This is a genomic window from Rhodococcus sp. ACS1, assembly GCF_002300155.1.
Classification (GTDB): Bacteria; Actinomycetota; Actinomycetes; order Mycobacteriales; family Mycobacteriaceae; genus Rhodococcus_F; species Rhodococcus_F koreensis.
In genome coordinates, this window is sequence record NZ_NSDZ01000001.1 from 491,496 (window position 1) to 509,836 (window position 18,341).

The window sequence follows — 18,341 nt, forward strand, 5'->3', positions numbered from 1 at the left end:
GCTGTGTCCGCCAGGCTCCGTGCGGCGGGCCGCGCCGTGTAGAACTGAAACCATGCGCGCTATACAGGTTTCCCGTCTCGGTGGTCCCGACGTCCTCGAACCGGTAGAGGTTCCCGAACCCGAGATCGGAGCGACGGATCTGCTCGTTCGCACCGACGCGATCGGCATCAACTTCATCGACACGTACTTCCGGACGGGGCTGTATCCGCGGCCGCTGCCCTACGTTCCCGGCGACGAGGGCTCCGGCGTCGTGGAGGCCGTCGGCGGCGATGTTGCGGATTTCGCGCCCGGCGACCGGGTGGCCTGGTGCGCCGCTCCCGGCAGCTACGCGGAGAAGGTGGCCGTGCCCGCGGCGGCCGCGATCGCCGTCCCCGACTCCGTGCCCGCCCCGCAGGCCGCCTCTGCGCTGCTGCAGGGCATGACCGCCCACTACCTGGCCCACTCCACGTACCCAATACAGTCCGGCGACACCGTCCTCGTCCACGCCGGGGCGGGCGGAGTCGGTCTGATCCTCACCCAGATGGCGACGACGCTGGGCGCCCGGGTGATCACCACGGTGTCCTCCGACGCGAAGGAGCAGCTGTCCCGTGACGCCGGAGCCCACGAGGTGCTGCGCTACGACGACGACATCGCGGCCCGGGTGCGGGAACTGACCGACGGCGAGGGCGTCGCAGCCGCGTACGACGGTGTCGGCGCGTCCACGTTCGAGGCCAGTCTCGCGTCGGTGCGGATCCGGGGAACGGTCGCGCTGTTCGGTGCGGCGAGCGGGCCGGTGCCGCCGTTCGATCCGCAGCGACTGAACCCGGCAGGTTCGCTGTTCCTCACCCGGCCGACGCTCGCGCACCACGTCCGCAACCGGGAGGAACTGACGTGGCGGGCGGGAGACGTGTTCGCCGCCCTCGCCGACGGTGCACTCACGGTCCGGGTGGGAGCGGAGTACCCGCTCGAGCGGGCGGAGGAGGCGCACCGCGACCTCGAGGCGCGGGCGACGACGGGATCGATCGTGCTGGTGCCCTGAGGCGAAGCGGGGGTCAGCTCAGCAGGCTGCCGACGGTCTGCAGTCCCAGCACGGAGTCGACGGCGAGCCCGACGAAGACGATGGCCAGGTAGTTGTTGGACTGCAGGAACAGGCGGAGCGGCTTCACCGCTGCTCCGCCTCGCACGCTGCGGTACAGCTGATGGGCCATGAGCAGGAACCAGGCGCCGGCGACGAGGGTCACGGCCGCGTACACGACTCCGGCGGCGGGGACGAGCACCAGCGACGTGATCACCATCGCCCAGCTGTACAGCAGGATCTGCTTGGTGACGTGCTCCTCCGTGGCGATCACCGGCAGCATCGGGACACCGGCCGCCTTGTAGTCCTCCTTGTAGCGCATCGCGAGCGCCCAGGTGTGCGGCGGCGTCCAGAAGAAGATGACCAGGAACAGCACGATGGGCTGCCAGCTCAGCGATCCGGTGACCGCCGACCAGCCGACCATGACGGGCATGCAGCCCGCGGCGCCGCCCCAGACGACGTTCTGCCAGGTCCGGCGCTTGAGCACCATCGTGTACACGAGCACGTAGAACGCGATTGTCAGGACGACCAGACACCCGGCGAGCAGGTTCGCCCGCCACCACAACCACAGGAACGACGCGACCCCGAGGGTCATGCCGAACACGAACGCGTGCGACGTCGGAACCGCGTCGCGGGCCAGCGGCCGCCGCGCGGTGCGCTTCATGACCTTGTCGATGTCGGCGTCGACGACGCAGTTGAGGGAGTTTGCGCTCGCCGCACCCATCCATCCGCCGAACAGCGTGCTGAGGATCAGCAGGATGTCGACGTTGCCGCGGTCGGCCAGCAGCATCGCCGGGATGGTCGCGACCAGCAGCAGTTCGATCACCCGCGGCTTGGTCAACGCGATGTAGGCCAGGACCTTGCCCGTGACGCGACCCAGCACCGTGTCGGTGCCGGTCGCGCGGGGGGCGGGGCTGGGGCTGCCGAAGCCGTGTCCGCTCGGCTGATGCCCTGTCCGCACGTTCTCTCCTCGCACCACGCGTAATTCCACATCCGAATGCCGGTGCCTGCTCCCGAAGTCCTTCGCGACGGCCGGCCGTTCTACTACAAACGATGGTAGACCGCCGTAATGCGCGAACCGAATCGACCCGGATACGACCGCGCACTAGGCTGGAGTCGCACAAGAGGCCCACGCATCCTCAGGCTCCACGTTCACCCATGTCAGGAGACTTCTGCCCGTGTCGATCACAGACGACATCCACGTCCTCACGCAACCGGTTCATCCCGCCGACTGGACCGAACTGGACACCAAGGCCGTCGACACCATCCGGGTGCTCGCCGCCGATGCAGTGCAGAAGGTGGGCAACGGCCACCCCGGCACGGCCATGAGCCTGGCCCCCCTCGCCTACACCCTGTTCCAGCGCGTCATGCGTCACGACCCCACCGACGCCGACTGGATCGGCCGCGACCGGTTCGTGCTGTCCTGTGGACACTCCAGCCTCACCCTCTACATTCAGCTGTACCTCGCCGGTTACGGGCTGGAACTCGAAGACCTGGAAGCACTGCGCACCTGGGGCTCGAAGACCCCCGGCCACCCCGAGCACGGCCACACCCGCGGCGTCGAGATCACCACCGGGCCGCTGGGTCAGGGTCTGGCCTCCGCCGTCGGCATGGCCATGGCCGCCCGCCGTGAGCGCGGCCTGTTCGATCCCGAGCCCGCGCTCGGCGACAGCCCGTTCGATCACCACATCTACGTGATCGCCTCCGACGGCGACATCGAGGAAGGCGTCACCTCCGAGGCGTCGTCCATCGCCGGTGTGCAGCAGCTCGGCAACCTGACGCTGATCTACGACGACAACAAGATCTCCATCGAGGACGACACCGCCATCGCGCTGTCCGAGGACACCGCCGCCCGCTACGAGGCGTACGGCTGGCACGTGCAGATCGTCGAGGGTGGCGAGAACGTCGTCGCCATCGAGGAGGCCCTGAACAAGGCCCGCGAGGTCACCGACAAGCCGTCGCTGGTCCTGCTCCGGACGATCATCGGCTACCCGGCACCGAACAAGATGAACACGGGCGCAGCGCACGGCGCCGCCCTGGGCGCCGACGAGGTCGCCGCCGTCAAGAAGGCGCTCGGTTTCGATCCGGACAAGACGTTCGAGGTTGCCGACGAGGTCATCGCGCACACCCGCAAGGTCGTCGAGCGCGGTGCGCAGGCGCACAAGGAATGGCAGGCCCAGTACGACGAGTGGGCGCAGCGCGCCCCGGAGGGCAAGAAACTCCTCGACCGCCTGATCGGACGCGACCTGCCCGCCGGCTGGGCCGACGTGCTGCCGACGTGGGAGCCCGACGCGAAGGGTCTCGCCACCCGGAAGGCGTCCGCCGCCGTCCTGAACGCCGTCGGACCGGTGCTGCCCGAGCTGTGGGGCGGCTCCGCCGACCTCGCGGAGAGCAACAACACCACCATCAAGGGCGCCGACTCGTTCGGTCCCAAGTCCATTTCCACCAGCATGTGGAACGCGGAACCCTACGGTCGCACCCTGCACTTCGGTGTCCGCGAGCACGCCATGGGCTCGATCCTCAACGGCATCGCCCTGCACGGTCCGACCCGCCCCTACGGCGGCACGTTCCTCGTCTTCAGCGACTACATGCGTCCCGCCGTCCGGCTGGCCGCGATCATGAAGACCGCGGTCACCTACGTGTGGACGCACGACTCCATCGGACTCGGCGAGGACGGTCCCACCCACCAGCCGATCGAGCACCTCGCGGCGCTGCGCGCCATCCCCGGCCTGTACGTCGTGCGGCCCGGCGACGCCAACGAGACCGCGCACGCGTGGCGCGCCGTTCTCGAGAAGGGCGCCGACGAGGCCACCCGCGCTCCCGCCGGTCTCGCCCTGACCCGCCAGGACCTGCCGGTCCTCGAGGGCACCAGCTACGAGGGTGTCTCCCGCGGCGGTTACGTCCTCGCCGACGCGTCCGCCGGGGCACCAGAGGTCGTGCTCATCGGCACCGGCTCCGAGCTGCAGCTGGCCGTCGCCGCCCGCGAGGCGCTCGAGGCCGAGGGCATCCCCACCCGGGTCGTGTCCATGCCCTGCGTCGAGTGGTTCGACGCCCAGGACCAGGCCTACCGCGACGGCGTGCTGCCCCCGACCGTCAAGGCGCGGGTCGCCGTCGAGGCCGGCATCTCGATGCCGTGGTACCGCTTCGTCGGTGACGCAGGCGAAATCATCTCCATCGAGCATTTCGGCGCCTCCGCCGACCACAAGACCCTGTTCCGCGAGTTCGGCTTCACCGCCGAAGCCGTCACCGCCGCCGCACAGCGCTCGCTCGCACGCGTGAAGGGATAGAACGCCATGACTCAGAACCCCAACCTCCAGAAGCTCTCCGAAGCCGGCGTCTCGGTGTGGCTCGACGACCTCTCCCGTGACCGCATCGAGTCCGGCAACCTCGCCGAGCTCATCGCGACCAAGAGAATCGTCGGTGTCACCACCAACCCGTCGATCTTCCAGGCCGCGCTCAGCAAGGGCCACGTCTACGACGCACAGGTCCGCGAACTCGCCGAGCGCGGCGCCGACGTCGAGGCCACCATCCGCACGGTGACCACCGACGACGTCCGCGCCGCCTGCGACGTCCTCGCCCCGCAGTTCGAGGCGAGCCACGGCGTCGACGGCCGGGTGTCCATCGAGGTCGACCCGCGCCTGGCCCACGACGCCGACAAGACCGTCGCGCAGGCCGTCGAACTGTGGAAGATCGTCGACCGCCCGAACCTGTTCATCAAGATCCCGGCCACCGAGGCGGGGATCCCGGCGATCGCCAAGGTGCTCGGTGAGGGCATCAGCGTCAACGTCACGCTGATCTTCTCGGTGGAACGCTACGAACTCGTCATGGGCGCCTACCTGGACGGCCTCGAGGCCGCGAAGGCCGCCGGCCACGACGTCTCCCGCATCCATTCGGTGGCCTCGTTCTTCGTCTCCCGCGTCGACACAGAGATCGACAAGCGGCTCGACAAGATCGGCACCCCCGACGCCCTCGCGCTGCGTGGCAAGGCCGGCGTCGCGAACGCCCGCCTCGCGTACGCCGCGTACCAGCAGGTCTTCGAGGTGCAGCCGCGGTTCCAGGGTCTGCTCGCGGCCGGTGCCCGCCCGCAGCGCGCATTGTGGGCGTCGACGGGAGTCAAGAACCCCGACTACCCGGACACCCTGTACGTCGCCGACCTGGTCGCCCCGAACACCGTGAACACGATGCCGGAGAAGACCCTCGACGCGTTCGCCGACCACGGCGAGGTCGCGGGCGACACCGTCTCCGGCACCGCGGTCGCCTCGCAGGAGATCTTCGACCAGCTCACCGCCGTCGGCATCGACCTGCCCGACGTGTTCAAGGTGCTCGAGGACGAGGGCGTCGACAAGTTCGAGGTGTCCTGGAACGAACTCCTGGAGGCCACCGCGGAGCAGCTGCGCGCAGCAGGGCAGAAGAGCTGATACGTGAGCGAGCCCGCAGCGTCAGACGATTGGGTCAATCCACTTCGCGACAGTAGGGACAAGCGCCTACCACGCATCGCCGGGCCGTGTGCGCTGGTGATCTTCGGTGTCACCGGCGACCTGGCCCGGCGCAAGTTGATGCCCGCCATCTACGATCTGGCCAATCGTGGTCTTCTGCCGCCCGGGTTCGCTCTCGTCGGGTTCGCCCGCAGGGATTGGTCGGACGAGGATTTCGGCAAGATCGTCCACGATGCCGTGCGCGACCATTCCCGGACCCCGTTCCGGGAGGACGTGTGGGAGCGGCTGTCGGAGGGCCTGCGTTTCGTCAAGGGCAGCTTCGACGACCCGGCGTCCTTCCAGGAACTGGCGAGCACCCTCGCCACGCTCGAACGCGAACGCGGGACCGGCGGCAATCACGGGTTCTATCTCGCGATTCCGCCGGACGCGTTCCCGGTGGTCCTCAAGCAGCTGTCCGAGGCCGGCCTCGCCCGGTCGAACGACAGCCAGTGGCGCCGGGTGGTCATCGAGAAGCCGTTCGGTCACGACCTCGCGAGCGCACGTGAGCTCAACGCGGTCGTCAACGAGGTCTTCCCCGAGGACACCGTCTTCCGGATCGACCACTACCTCGGCAAGGAAACCGTTCAGAACATCCTGGCGCTGCGCTTCGCCAACCAGTTGTTCGATCCGATCTGGAACGCCCACTACGTGGATCACGTGCAGATCACCATGGCCGAGGACATCGGTCTCGGTGGCCGGGCCGGGTACTACGACGGCATCGGGGCGGCGCGCGACGTCATCCAGAATCACCTGCTGCAACTCCTCGCGTTCACCGCGATGGAGGAGCCGATCAGCTTCGAACCGTCGGAGTTGCAGGCGGAGAAGATCAAGGTGCTCTCCGCCACCACACTCGCGCAGCCGCTCGACGAGACCACCGCGCGTGGCCAGTACGCGGGCGGCTGGCAGGGCGGCACCCGGGTGGTCGGTCTGCTGGAGGAGGACGGCTTCTCGCAGGACTCCACCACGGAGACATTCGCCGCCATCACCCTCGAGGTCGACACCCGCCGCTGGGCGGGTGTGCCGTTCTACCTCCGCACCGGGAAGCGGCTCGGCCGCCGGGTCACCGAGATCGCCGTGATCTTCAAGCGCGCGCCGCACCTGCCGTTCGATCGGACGATGACCGAGGAACTCGGGCAGAACGCGCTCGTCATCCGGGTGCAGCCGGACGAGGGTGTGACGATGCGCTTCGGATCCAAGGTCCCGGGATCGAGCATGGAGGTCCGCGACGTCAACATGGACTTCAGCTACGGTCAGGCGTTCACCGAATCGTCCCCCGAGGCGTACGAACGCCTCATCCTCGACATGCTGCTCGGTGAACCTTCCCTGTTCCCCGTCAACGCCGAGGTCGAATTGTCTTGGGAGATCCTCGATCCGGCGCTCGCCGCCTGGGCCGCGGAGGGCAAACCGGAACCGTACGAGGCAGGCACGTGGGGTCCCCCGTCCGCGGACGAAATGATGCACCGCACCGGTCGCGAATGGAGAAGGCCGTAGATGATCATCGACATCCCCTCGACCACCACCGGCCAGGTCAACAAGAAGCTGGTGGAGCTCCGGAAGACCGGCGGGGCGGTGACGCTGGGACGGGTTCTCACCCTGGTGGTGTGCACCCGGGACAGCGAGAACTCCGAGGACATCATCGACGCCGCCAACGAGGCGAGCCGGGAGCATCCCTGCCGTGTCATCGTCGTCGCCCGCGGTTCCCGCGACGCCGAGCCCCGGCTGGACGCCCAGATCAGGGTCGGTGGTGACGCCGGCGCCTCGGAGGTGGTGGTGCTCCGCCTGTTCGGCGAACTCGCCGACCACGAGAGCAGCGTGGTCGTGCCGTTCCTGCTCCCCGACACCCCGGTCGTCGTCTGGTGGCCCGAGACCGCTCCCGCCGTCCCCGCGAAGGATCCGGTCGGGAAGCTCGCGATCCGGCGCATCACCGACGCCACGGACCGTGCGGATCCCGCCGCCGAGATCAAGGGCCGCCTCGCCTCCTACACGTCCGGAGACACGGATCTGGCGTGGAGCCGCATCACGATGTGGAGGGGGCTCATCACCTCGGCCGTCGACCAGCCACCGCACTCGCGCATCGAATCGGCAGTGGTGTCGGGGCTCGTGGACGAGCCCGCCGTCGACATGATCGCCGGATGGCTGGCGGGCCGTCTCGATGCGCCCGTCAGCCGCAGGGTCGGACCGCTGTTCGTGACCCTCGAGTTCGCGGACGGCGGCACGCTGACCATCAGCCGCCCGCAGACCGGCACCACCGCGACGTTGTCGCGGACCGGCAAACCGGATGCGCTGGTGGCGCTGGGCAGGCGGGAGACCCGCGACTGCCTGGCCGAAGAACTCCGCAGACTGGACCCCGACGAGGCCTACGAGGCCGCACTCGCCGGGCTGACGAAGGTGACGTATGAGTGACATCCACGTAGAAGTGCACCCCGACACCGCCACGCTGGTGACGAAGGCCGCGGAGCGGTTCGTCGCCACCGTCGTCGCCGCCCAGAAGGACCGCGGGTCGGCGTCGGTGGTCCTCACCGGCGGCGGCACCGGGATCGGGTTGCTCGAGAAGGTCCGGGAGAACCCGGGCGACATCGACTGGCGCGCGATCGACATCTTCTGGGGTGACGAGCGTTTCCTGCCCGCCGGCGATCCGGAGCGCAACGACGTGCAGGCGCGGGCCGCGCTGCTCGACCACGTCGACGTCGATCCCGACCGCGTGCACACCATGCCCGTCGCGGACGGGATCTACGAGAACGACCCGGAGGCGGCCGCCGTCGCGTACGCACAGGTGCTCGGGGCGCACGCCGACGGCAGGCAGGTCCCGGTCTTCGACGTCCACCTGCTCGGCATGGGCGGTGAGGGACACGTCAATTCGCTGTTCCCCGACACCGACGCGGTCCGCGAGGAGCACCGGTTCGTCGTCGCGGTGACGGACTCCCCCAAGCCGCCGCCGGTGCGGGTCACGCTGACCCTGCCCGCCGTCCGGCACGCCGACGAGGTGTGGCTCGTCGTGTCCGGTGACGCCAAGGCCGAGGCCGTGGCCGCGGCGATCGCGGGCGCACCGCCCGTCGAGATCCCGGCGTCCGGGGCGCGCGGACTCTCGGCCACCCGGTGGCTGCTCGACACGTCGGCCGCGTCCCGGCTGCCGAACTGACCCTCGCCGAACTGACCCTCGCCGAACTGAGGCTCTCATCCGACGGTGTCCTCGTCGTCGTCCGCCGGTAACCCGGCGGGCGACCGGGGGTCCCGTTCGACGGGTGTCCGGGTGACCCGGCATTCGGTGACGATCCGGCCGGCCCGACGCGGGCTCGCCGTCCGCGTCCCCCGCCGCCCGATTCCGCCGCGCCAATAGACCGGGTCACCCGCGCATCGCCTCATCCGTCGCCCCACTTCGTCTCGGAAACGTTGTGCTCTTTCCCGTTTTGACGCAGGGACGGACGGTTCGGTTCCCCCGCCCCGGAAGAAAGTTCATGCACTTTCTCGCGGGGCGCGGGAACCGCCCTCGCTACCCGCTGTTGCGCAGTGCGGTCGCCAGCCCGTTCATCGTGAGCTGGATGCCGCGGCGCGTCTGATCACTGTCGTCCCCGGCCCGGTAGCGGCGCAGCAGTTCCACCTGTAGGTGGTTGAGCGGCTCGAGGTACGGGAACCGGTTGTGCACCGACCGCTCCAGACCGGGATTGTCCGCGAACAGCGTGTCGTTCCCGGTCACGGCCTTGTACATCCGGATGGTCCGCTCGTGCTCCTCGGCGATCTTGCCGAACACCCGTCGCCGCAGTTCCTCGTCGGGGACGAGTTCCGCGTAGCGGGCGGCGAGACCCATGTCGGACTTCGACATCACCATCGCCAGGTTCGACAGTACGGTCCGGAAGAACGGCCACGTCTCGTAGAGGCGGGACAGCATCGCCACCCGTTCGGGGTCGCCCTGCGTCCATTCCTCGAACGCGGCGCCGGTGCCGTACCACCCGGGCAGCATGACCCGGGACTGACTCCACGACAGCACCCACGGGATGGCCCGCAGGTCGGAGATGGACGTGGTCTGCTTGCGGGAGGCCGGACGGCTGCCGATGTTGAGCGCCCCGATCTCCGCGACCGGCGTCGACATCTCGAAGTACTCCACGAATCCGGGTGTCTCGTGCACCAATTCGCCGTAGGCGCGGCGGGCCAGCGCGGCGAGTTCGTCGAGGATGCGGTACGCCGGTTCGGCGTCGTCGCCGAGGCCCTCGACATCGAGCAGGGTGGCCTCGAGGGTAGCGGCGAGCAGCGTTTCGAGATTGCGTTGCGCGAGGCGGGGTTCCGCGTACTTGGCGGCGATCACCTCGCCCTGTTCGGTGATCCGCAGCGATCCGGCCACCGCGCCGGGCGGCTGCGCGAGGATCGCCTCGTAGCTGGGTCCGCCGCCGCGGCCCACGGTGCCGCCGCGACCGTGGAAGAGCCGCAACCGGATTCCCGTCTTGCGGGCCGCATCGACCAGGTCGAGCTCGGCGCGGTACAGCGCCCAGTTGGCCGCCAGGTAGCCGCCGTCCTTGTTGGAGTCGGAGTACCCGAGCATCACTTCCTGGGCGTCGCCGCGCACCGACACCAGGGCCCGGTAGATCGGGACCTCCAGGGTGGCCTCGAGGGTGGCGGCGCCCTGCTGCAGGTCTTCGATCGTCTCGAACAGCGGCACGATGCCCACCGGGCAGGACGGCGCCTCCCCCGACCCGGGATCGAGGATGCCGACCTCCTTCAGCAGGACCGCAGCCTCGAGCATGTCGCTGACGGAGGTGCACATGCTGATGATGTAGTTGGGCACCGCGCCCGCACCGAGGGTCCGCACCGCGTCGGCGCCGGCCTGGAGAATGGCGAGTTCCTTCGCCGTCAGTTCGCTGAACTCGGCATTCGCCGTGGTCAGGGGGCGCCGGGTGGACAGTTCCGCCGACAGCAATTCCACCCGCTCGTCCTCGGACAGCGACGAGTAGTCGGCGTGCACCCCCGCCCACGCCAGCAGTTCGGCGACGACGGTCTCGTGCACGTCCGAGTTCTGCCGCATGTCGAGGCCGGAGAGGTGGAAACCGAACACCTCCACCGAGTCCCGCAACGTCGCCAGTCCGTCGTCGGCGATCGTGCCGTCGCCGCCGCGCCGCAGGGAGTCGTCGACGACGTCGAGTTCGCCGAGCATCTGCCGCGGCGTGTCGTAGGGTGCGAGCCCGAGGTCGAGCCCGTGATCCGGCGCCGCCCCGAGGATGCGGTGCGCCGTGGCCGTGAGCCGCCCCCGGATGCCCCGCACCGCGCGCCGGTACGGCTCGTCGGCGCGGAACGGTGAATCGTCCTGGGACGCCGCGGCCAGGAGGTCGAGGGCGGGCGTCACGGTGACGAGACGGGCCGACATGGACAGTTCCCGCTCGAGTGTCTCGAGTTGCCCGAGATGATGCTCGAGCGCGGTGGCCGCGGCCTGGGTCGTGGCCTGACGGACCACCTCGGCGGTGACGTAGGGATTGCCGTCGCGGTCCCCGCCGATCCACGATCCGGGACGCAGGATCGGTTCCCGGCCCAGATCGGCGTCCGGCCACCGCGACTGCAGGGCACTGCGCAGTTCGGCGTTGATCTTCGGGACGACCTCGAACAGCGCCGCGTCGTAGTACCGCAGCCCGACCTCGATCTCGTCCTGGATCCGCAACCGCGACAACCGAATCAGCGCGGTCTGCCACAGGGTGAGGATCTGCCGCCGCAACCGGACGTCGACGTCCGCCGTCTCGGATTCGGTCAGGGCGGTGCGTTCGCGGTACCGCATCAGTTCGGTGATCCGCGTCTGGGTCTCGAACACCGTGCGGCGACGGGTCTCGGTGGGATGCGCGGTGATGACCGGCGACACGAGCGCCCCGCGCAACGCGTCCGCGACGACGTCGCTGCCCAGATGAGCGGCGTCGAGCTTGGCGAACGTGGCGGTCAGGGTGCTGTCGGGCGCGGGTTCACCGGCGGCGACGTGGACGGCGCGCCGGCGTTCGCGGTGGTTGTCCTCGGCGAGGTTGGCCAGCAGGGCGAAGTGGCTGAAGGCCCGGATGACGGGAATGGCGTCGCTCGTGGACACCTCGGTGAACATGTCGGCCAGATCGGCGCGGTCGATCTCGGAACGACGAACCCGGAACGATTCGACCCTGGCCTTCTCGACGAGGTCGAAGACGCCGTCTCCGGCCTGCTCCCGCACTATCTGACCGAGGATGCCGCCCAGGAGCCGAATGTCTTCGCGGAGTGGTTCAGTGGCCTCACGTGGGGTTTCGATCATGCATCCAGTATCGACCGGTGACGGCCCCTCTGCATGATGAAGCGGATCAGCCGAACTTGATCTCCAGACCGATACCGATGATGGCGATGAACCAGATCAGACCGGTGAAGATGGTGAGCCGGTCGAGGTTCTTCTCGACCACGGTGGAACCGGACAGGCTGGACTGGACGCCGCCGCCGAACAGGCTGGACAGACCGCCGCCCTTACCGCGGTGCAGCAGCACCAGCAGAATCAGCAGCAAGCTGGTGATCACCAGCAAGATATCCAGGAACAGTTCCATGTCTGTCTACGTCCACCCATCCAGTAGGAACAACTACGACCTCGTACACCCTACAGGCGCTCCGCGCCCGTGCGCCTTTCCGGTACCCACCGCTGCCGGAAAGGCGCACGAGCGCCGAAGGCGCCTTACGGCAGAGGTCCGCCCGCGGCGATCGCCGACAGGGTGGCGAACTCGTCGGCCTTCAGTGACGCGCCGCCCACGAGGGCGCCGTCCACATCCGTCTGACCGACGATCTCGCCGACGTTCTTCGCGTTGACGCTGCCGCCGTACAGAACACGGACACCGGACGCGACGTCCGGCGAGGCCAGCTCGCCGAGCGTGGCGCGGATCGCGGCGCAGACTTCCTGCGCGTCCGCGGCACTGGCCACCCGGCCGGTGCCGATGGCCCACACCGGCTCGTACGCGATGACGACCTTGGCGACGTCCTCGGCGGACAGTCCGGCGAGGGAGCCCCGCAACTGCTCGACGTTGTAGGCCACGTGCTCGCCTGCCTCGCGGATATCGAGGCCCTCACCGATGCAGACGATCGGGGTGAGCCCGTTCTTCAGCGCGGCCTTGGTCTTGGCCAGCACGGTGTCGTTGTCCTCACCGTGCAGGGTCCGGCGCTCCGAGTGCCCGACGACGACGAACGTGCAGCCCAGCTTGGCCAGCATGGATCCGCTGATCTCGCCGGTGTACGCGCCCGAATCCTGGGCCGACACGTCCTGCGCACCGTAGGTGAGCAGGAGCTTGTCGCCCTCGACGAGGGTCTGCACGCTGCGGATGTCGGTGAACGGCGGGATCACCGTCACGTCGACCTTGTCGAAGTACTTCGCCGGGAGCGAGAAGGCGATCTTCTGTACCAGCGCGATGGCCTCGAGGTGGTTCAGATTCATCTTCCAGTTGCCGGCGATCAGCGGCTTCCGTGCCATGCCTCAGCCCTCCAGAACTGCGATGCCGGGGAGTTCCTTGCCCTCGAGGTACTCGAGGGAGGCGCCGCCACCGGTGGAGATGTGCGAGAACCCGTCCTCGGGCAGACCGAGCTGGCGCACCGCCGCGGCGGAGTCACCGCCACCGACGACGCTGTACGCGCCCTTGCCGGTGGCCTCGATGATCGCCTCGGCGACACCCTTGGTGCCCGCGGCGAACTTCTCGAACTCGAACACACCCATCGGGCCGTTCCAGAACACGGTCTTCGCGCTGGTCAGGATCGCCGCGAACCGGCGAACCGACTGCGGTCCGATGTCGAGTCCCATCCAGCCGTCCGGGATCTCGAGCACCGAGACGATCTTCGATTCGGCGTCGGCCGAGAACGAATCGGCGATGACCACGTCCTGCGGGATGTGGATTACGTCGGCGTACTGCTCGAGCAGCGCCTTGCACGTGTCGATCATCGATTCCTCGCACAGCGAGTTGCCGACCGAGACGCCCTGCGCCGCGAGGAACGTGTAGTACATGCCGCCGCCGATGACGAGGGTGTCGACCTTGGGGGCCAGCGCCTCGATCACCGCGAGCTTGTCCGACACCTTGGATCCACCGAGCACGACCGCGTACGGCCGCTCGGGCTCCTCGGTGAGCTTGCCGAGCACCTCGATCTCGGCGTCGACGAGCTTGCCCGCGTAGTGCGGGAGCAGCTTCGCGACCTCGTACACCGACGCCTGCGCGCGGTGCACGACACCGAACCCGTCGGACACAAACGCACCGTCGTCGCCGACCAGTTCGACCAGAGCCTTGGCGAGCTTCGTCCGCTCGGCCTCGTCCTTGCTGGTCTCCCGCGGGTCGAAGCGGATGTTCTCCAGCAGGAGGACGTCGCCGTCGGTGAGTCCCTCCGCGCGTGCCAGCGCGTCCTGGCCGACGACGTCGCCGGCGAGCTGGACGTTGCGCCCCAGCACCTCGGCGAGCTTCACCGCCACCGGTGCGAGGGAGTACTGCGGGTCGGGTTCGCCCTTGGGGCGACCCAGATGGGCGGTGACGATGACCTTGGCGCCCGCCTCCGCCAACGCCTTCAGCGTCGGCGCGGAAGCGAGGATGCGCCCGGGATCTGTGATCCGGTCACCGTCGAGCGGAACGTTGAGGTCGGAGCGCACCAGCACGGCACGCCCTTCGACCCCAGCGTTCAGCAGATCGTCGAGAGTCTGAACTGCCACTGTTATACCGGACCTTCGCTCAGAGAGACTTGGCGACGAGACCGATGAGGTCGGCCAGACGGTTGGAGTAACCCCACTCGTTGTCGTACCAGGACACGATCTTGGCCTGATCCTCGATGACCTTGGTGAGGCCGGAGTCGAAGATCGAGCTGTGCGGGTCGGTGACGATGTCGGACGACACGATCGGGGCGTCCGTGTACTTCAGGATGCCCTTGAGCGGTCCCTCGGCGGCAGCCTTCATCGCGGCGTTGATGTCCTCGACGCTGGCCGACTTCCGCAGGTTCGCGGTGAGGTCGGTGACCGAACCCGTGGGGATCGGGACGCGCAGCGCGTAGCCGTCCAGCTTGCCGAGCAGCTGCGGGAGGACCAGGCCGATGGCCTTGGCGGCACCGGTTCCGGTGGGGACCACGTTCAGCGCGGCGGCGCGGGCGCGACGCAGGTCGCTGTGCGGGCCGTCCTGCAGGTTCTGGTCCTGGGTGTACGCGTGGACCGTCGTCATGAGGCCCTTGACGATACCGAACTCGTCGTCGAGCACCTTGGCGATGGGACCGAGGCAGTTCGTGGTGCAGGAGGCGTTGGAGATGATGTTCTGGCTGCCGTCGTACTTGTCGTCGTTGACGCCCATCACGATGGTGATGTCCTCGCCCTTGGCCGGGGCGGAGATGATGACCTTCTTGGCGCCGGCCTCGAGGTGGCCCTTCGCCTTGGCTGCGTCGGTGAAGATGCCGGTGGACTCGACGACGACGTCGACGCCCAGGTCGCCCCAGGGAAGCGCCGCGGGGCCTTCCTTGATGGCGAGCGCCTTGATCTTCTGGCTTCCGACGACGATGGTGTCTTCACCCTCGAGCGAGACGTCGTGCGGGAGACGACCAAGGATGGAGTCGTACTTCAGGAGATGCGCCAGCGAAGCGTTGTCCGTGAGGTCGTTGACCGCCACAATCTCGATGTCGGTGGTTCCGAGCGCCTTCTGCGCATCCACCGCCCTGAAGAAGTTACGCCCGATACGGCCGAAACCGTTTACGCCTACCCGGACAGTCACAATCTGCTCCTTTGCGCATGATTCTGGTTGTGCAGCTCTGCTCCCGCGCCGCTACGACACCACCGACGGGTGGCCGGCGCGGGTTTCATCGGTCGATGTGGTTCTTACCCTAGTGCGCGAGCCACGCGCGCGCGCAGTCACCTCGGGGCGCCCTCCGCCGGGCCGCCCCGACCGGAACGAACGGGACGCTCGTTCGATCTGACGCGACGAGCGTCCCGTTCGTCCGGTCAGGCGTCGTCGAGAAGGTCTGCGGTGACGGCCGACTCGGTGTCCGGGATGCCGGTCTCCTTCGCCTTGCGGTCCGCCATCGACAGCAGTCGCCGGATGCGGCCTGCCACGGCGTCCTTCGTCATCGGCGGGTCAGCGAGTTGGCCGAGTTCCTCGAGGGACGCCTGCCGGTGCTCCACCCGCAGGTGCCCCGCGGCCGCCAGGTGGTCGGGGACCTCGTCACCGAGGATGTCGAGGGCCCGCTCGACGCGTGCCGCGGCCGCGACCGCGGCACGCGCGGAGCGGCGCAGGTTGGCGTCGTCGAAGTTGGCGAGCCGGTTGGCGGTGGCACGGACCTCCCGGCGCATGCGCCGTTCCTCCCACACGAGGCGGGTGTCCTGGGCTCCCATCCGGGTGAGCAGCGCGCCGATGGCCTCGCCGTCGCGGATCACGACGCGGTCGGTGCCGCGGACCTCGCGGGCCTTCGCGGAGATGCCCAGCCTGCGCGCCGCCCCGACGAGGGCGAGCGCCGCTTCCGGGCCGGGGCAGGAAACCTCGAGCGCCGACGAGCGTCCCGGCTCGGTCAGTGAACCGTGCGCCAGGAACGCACCGCGCCACGCGGCTTCCGCGTCGGCGACGCTACCGCCGACGACCTGCGCGGGAAGCCCGCGCACGGGGCGTCCCCGCAGGTCCAGCAGCCCAGTCTGGCGGGCGAGGGCCTCCCCCTCCTTCGCGACCCGCACGATGTACCGGGACGACTTGCGCAGCCCGCCCGCGCTGAGGACGTGGACGTCGGCGCTGTAGGTGAACAGGTCGAAGATCTCGCGCCGCAACCGGCGGGCCGTGGACCCCAGATCCACTTCCGCCTCGACCACGACCCGGCCGCCGACGATGTGCAATCCCCCGGCGAACCGCAGCAGCGACGAGACCTCGGCCTTCCGGCAACTCACGTGAGTGACGACGAGACGACTGAGTTCGTCTTTGACCTCTGCTGTCATTGCCACGAAGCGCTCTCCCTTTCCTCTGGTGTCTCGGCCGCTTCGCTCCCCCGAGACCCCGCATCGGGGTCGCTCCAGAGCTGTTCGAGAACGGACGCAAGTTTTCCTGCATGGTGCGTGTGGGTGCCGTGCTCGGACACGTCGGCGTAGACGACGCGTGCCCGGAACTGTCCGGCGGCGCGGGCGAGGTGCTCGCGCTCGCGCCCCGGTGGAACCGAACCCGAATCGACGACGACGAAGTCGACGGTGAGTTCGGGTGCGTGTTGGGACAGTACGTGCAGATGACGCTCGGTGGAGAATCCCGCGGTCTCGCCGGGTTCCGGAGCCAGGTTGAGTACCAGCACCTTCCGCGCGGGGGTGGCGATCAGCGTGTCGAGGAGTTCGGGCACGAGAACGTGCGGGATGACACTGGAGAACCACGACCCGGGGCCGAGGACGACCATGTCGGCGACGTCGATCGCCCGGACCGCGTCCGGGCAGGCGGGCGGATTCGCCGGCAGCAACCGCACGCGGCGCACCTTGCCGGGGGTGGTCGCGACCGCGACCTGACCGCGGATGCAGCGGCTGACCCGTGGGTCCGCCTCGAGGCCCTGCACGTCGGCCTCGATGTCCAGGGCGATCGGCGACATCGGCAGCACCCGCCCGTCGATCCGCAGCAGCCGGGCGAGTTCGTCGAGCGCGGCGACGGGGTCGCCGAGCACCTCGGTGAGACCGGCGAGGATGAGATTGCCCACCGAGTGTCCGGCGAGGGCGCCGATTCCGCCGAATCGGTGCTGGATGGTGTCGGTCCAGTCCTGCACCTCGGGGTCGTCCGCGGCGAGCGCGGCGAGCGCCATCCGCAGATCCCCGGGCGGGATGACGCCGAGTTCGGCGCGCAGCCGTCCCGAGGATCCGCCGTCGTCCGCGACGGTGACGACGGCGGTCACGTCACGGCTGAGCCTGCGGGCGGCGCTGAGGGTGGCGAACAGCCCGTGGCCCCCGCCGAGCGCGACGATCGCGGGCGCCTGGCGCACCGGCCTCATTCGCGCCCCAGATCACGATGGACGACACGCACGTTCAGCCCGGAGTCCTTTCCGAGCCGGCCCGCGAGGGCCTCCGACATCGCGACACTGCGATGTTTCCCCCCGGTGCATCCCACCGCGATGGTCATGTAGCGCTTCCCCTCCCGACGATATCCGGCGATCGTCAGATCCAGCAGGTGGTGGTACGTGGCGAGATAGTCGTCCGCACCGTCCTGCGACAACACGTAGTCCCGCACGTCCGCGTTCTGCCCGGTGTGCGGACGCAACTCGGGGATCCAGTGCGGGTTGGGCAGGAACCGGACGTCGCAGACGAGATCGGCGTCCATCGGAAGACCGTACTTGAAACCGAACGACTGGACTGTTACCTGCATGGTGCGGTTCTCGGCGTCGCCGAACGCGTCCTCGATCTTCTGCCGCAACTGGTGCGCGGCGAGGGACGACGTGTCGATCACCAGATCCGCGGCGGCCTTCACCTTCGCGAGCTGGTCGCGCTCGGCGGCGATGCCCTCCGACAGGGTGCCCTCGGCGCCCCCGCCGGACAGCGGGTGACTGCGGCGGACCTGTTCGAATCGGCGGACCAGGACCTCGTCCGACGCGTCGAGGTACAGCACCCGCGTGTGCACGGGCTTGCTCTCCAGTTCGGTGAGGACCCAGCCGAGGTCGCCGGTGAACAACCGGCTGCGCACGTCGATGACGACGGCGAGCCGCTCGAGCCGCGAATCGGATTCCAGGCTCAGATCCACCATCCGGGAGATCAGTTCCGGGGGAAGGTTGTCCGCGACGTACCACCCGAGGTCCTCGAGGACCTTCGCCGCCGTCTGCAGACCCGCCCCGGAGAGCCCGGTGACGAGAAGGAAGTCCATCGGCCGAACCGTGGGCGGACGGTCGCTCTG

15 protein-coding genes are annotated in these 18,341 nt (G+C 68.9%); 6 read left to right on the forward strand and 9 right to left on the reverse strand.

What is annotated here, in order from left to right:
- The first annotated feature begins 52 nt into the window (after positions 1–52).
- Positions 53–1,018 (forward strand): quinone oxidoreductase, encoded by a 966-nt coding sequence (locus CJ179_RS02310; RefSeq protein ID WP_095860615.1) that lies wholly within the window; start codon positions 53–55, stop codon positions 1,016–1,018.
- Between the two features lie 13 nt (positions 1,019–1,031).
- Here the strand turns inward: CJ179_RS02310 and CJ179_RS02315 are convergent, their stop codons facing one another.
- The gene (locus CJ179_RS02315) at positions 1,032–2,015 is read right to left on the reverse strand and encodes a heme o synthase (RefSeq protein ID WP_072942445.1); all 984 of its coding nucleotides are present in this window, start codon (positions 2,013–2,015) and stop codon (positions 1,032–1,034) included.
- 217 nt (positions 2,016–2,232) lie between these two features.
- On the opposite strand from CJ179_RS02315, the gene tkt reads away from it, so the two are divergent.
- From tkt to pgl, 5 genes are read left to right on the forward strand one after another with little or no spacing between them, the layout of a single operon-like run.
- Positions 2,233–4,341, forward strand: a complete 2,109-nt coding sequence (gene tkt, locus CJ179_RS02320) for a transketolase (protein ID WP_072942097.1) — start codon at positions 2,233–2,235, stop codon at positions 4,339–4,341.
- Positions 4,342–4,347: 6 nt separating this feature from the next.
- The gene (gene tal / locus CJ179_RS02325) at positions 4,348–5,472 is read left to right on the forward strand and encodes a transaldolase (protein ID WP_095860616.1); all 1,125 of its coding nucleotides are present in this window, start codon (positions 4,348–4,350) and stop codon (positions 5,470–5,472) included.
- A gap of 3 nt (positions 5,473–5,475) precedes the next feature.
- Entirely contained in the window at positions 5,476–7,020 is a 1,545-nt protein-coding gene (gene zwf, locus CJ179_RS02330; RefSeq protein WP_072942100.1) for a glucose-6-phosphate dehydrogenase, read from the forward strand.
- A complete protein-coding gene (opcA, locus tag CJ179_RS02335) occupies positions 7,021–7,932 on the forward strand; it encodes a glucose-6-phosphate dehydrogenase assembly protein OpcA (RefSeq protein ID WP_072942102.1) in 912 nt (303 codons plus the stop codon).
- Complete coding sequence (gene pgl / locus CJ179_RS02340) at positions 7,925–8,668, forward strand: 6-phosphogluconolactonase (RefSeq protein WP_095860617.1); 744 nt, start codon at positions 7,925–7,927, stop codon at positions 8,666–8,668. The genes opcA and pgl overlap by 8 nt, the downstream gene beginning before the upstream one ends.
- 351 nt (positions 8,669–9,019) lie before the next feature.
- Here the strand turns inward: pgl and ppc are convergent, their stop codons facing one another.
- The 8 genes from ppc to rapZ all read right to left on the reverse strand — a co-directional run bounded on the left by ppc (position 9,020) and on the right by rapZ (position 18,311).
- Entirely contained in the window at positions 9,020–11,776 is a 2,757-nt protein-coding gene (gene ppc, locus CJ179_RS02350; RefSeq protein ID WP_095860619.1) for a phosphoenolpyruvate carboxylase, read from the reverse strand.
- 46 nt (positions 11,777–11,822) lie between these two features.
- Positions 11,823–12,056 carry a preprotein translocase subunit SecG gene (secG, locus tag CJ179_RS02355; protein WP_072942108.1) on the reverse strand — a complete coding sequence of 78 codons (234 nt, stop codon included), beginning with the start codon at positions 12,054–12,056 and terminating at the stop codon, positions 11,823–11,825.
- Positions 12,057–12,181: 125 nt separating this feature from the next.
- Positions 12,182–12,967, reverse strand: coding sequence for a triose-phosphate isomerase (gene tpiA / locus CJ179_RS02360; RefSeq protein WP_072942109.1), 786 nt, complete (start codon positions 12,965–12,967; stop codon positions 12,182–12,184).
- A gap of 3 nt (positions 12,968–12,970) precedes the next feature.
- Positions 12,971–14,182, reverse strand: coding sequence for a phosphoglycerate kinase (pgk, locus tag CJ179_RS02365; RefSeq protein ID WP_072942111.1), 1,212 nt, complete (start codon positions 14,180–14,182; stop codon positions 12,971–12,973).
- Positions 14,183–14,201: 19 nt separating this feature from the next.
- Positions 14,202–15,221 (reverse strand): type I glyceraldehyde-3-phosphate dehydrogenase, encoded by a 1,020-nt coding sequence (gene gap, locus CJ179_RS02370; RefSeq protein WP_015890630.1) that lies wholly within the window; start codon positions 15,219–15,221, stop codon positions 14,202–14,204.
- Positions 15,222–15,448: 227 nt separating this feature from the next.
- Positions 15,449–16,432, reverse strand: coding sequence for a DNA-binding protein WhiA (gene whiA / locus CJ179_RS02375; protein ID WP_005262275.1), 984 nt, complete (start codon positions 16,430–16,432; stop codon positions 15,449–15,451).
- Positions 16,423–17,448: a uridine diphosphate-N-acetylglucosamine-binding protein YvcK gene (yvcK, locus tag CJ179_RS02380; protein ID WP_072942113.1), complete on the reverse strand. Its 1,026-nt coding sequence runs from the start codon at positions 17,446–17,448 to the stop codon at positions 16,423–16,425. Before yvcK ends, whiA begins: the two co-directional genes overlap by 10 nt.
- Positions 17,445–18,311: an RNase adapter RapZ gene (gene rapZ, locus CJ179_RS02385; protein ID WP_072942446.1), complete on the reverse strand. Its 867-nt coding sequence runs from the start codon at positions 18,309–18,311 to the stop codon at positions 17,445–17,447. Before rapZ ends, yvcK begins: the two co-directional genes overlap by 4 nt.
- Between the last annotated feature and the right edge of the window lie 30 nt (positions 18,312–18,341).

What these genes read in the sequence shown, in the direction of transcription:
- CJ179_RS02310 (WP_095860615.1), top strand. Translation starts at nt 53, where the DNA reads ATGCGCGCTATACAGGTTTCCCGTCTCGGTGGTCCCGACGTCCTCGAA.
- tal (WP_095860616.1), top strand. Translation starts at nt 4,348, where the DNA reads ATGACTCAGAACCCCAACCTCCAGAAGCTCTCCGAAGCCGGCGTCTCG.
- opcA (WP_072942102.1), top strand. Translation starts at nt 7,021, where the DNA reads ATGATCATCGACATCCCCTCGACCACCACCGGCCAGGTCAACAAGAAG.
- pgl (WP_095860617.1), top strand. Translation starts at nt 7,925, where the DNA reads ATGAGTGACATCCACGTAGAAGTGCACCCCGACACCGCCACGCTGGTG.
- ppc (WP_095860619.1), bottom strand. Translation starts at nt 11,776, where the DNA reads ATGATCGAAACCCCACGTGAGGCCACTGAACCACTCCGCGAAGACATT.
- secG (WP_072942108.1), bottom strand. Translation starts at nt 12,056, where the DNA reads ATGGAACTGTTCCTGGATATCTTGCTGGTGATCACCAGCTTGCTGCTG.
- tpiA (WP_072942109.1), bottom strand. Translation starts at nt 12,967, where the DNA reads ATGGCACGGAAGCCGCTGATCGCCGGCAACTGGAAGATGAATCTGAAC.
- yvcK (WP_072942113.1), bottom strand. Translation starts at nt 17,448, where the DNA reads ATGAGGCCGGTGCGCCAGGCGCCCGCGATCGTCGCGCTCGGCGGGGGC.
- rapZ (WP_072942446.1), bottom strand. Translation starts at nt 18,311, where the DNA reads ATGGACTTCCTTCTCGTCACCGGGCTCTCCGGGGCGGGTCTGCAGACG.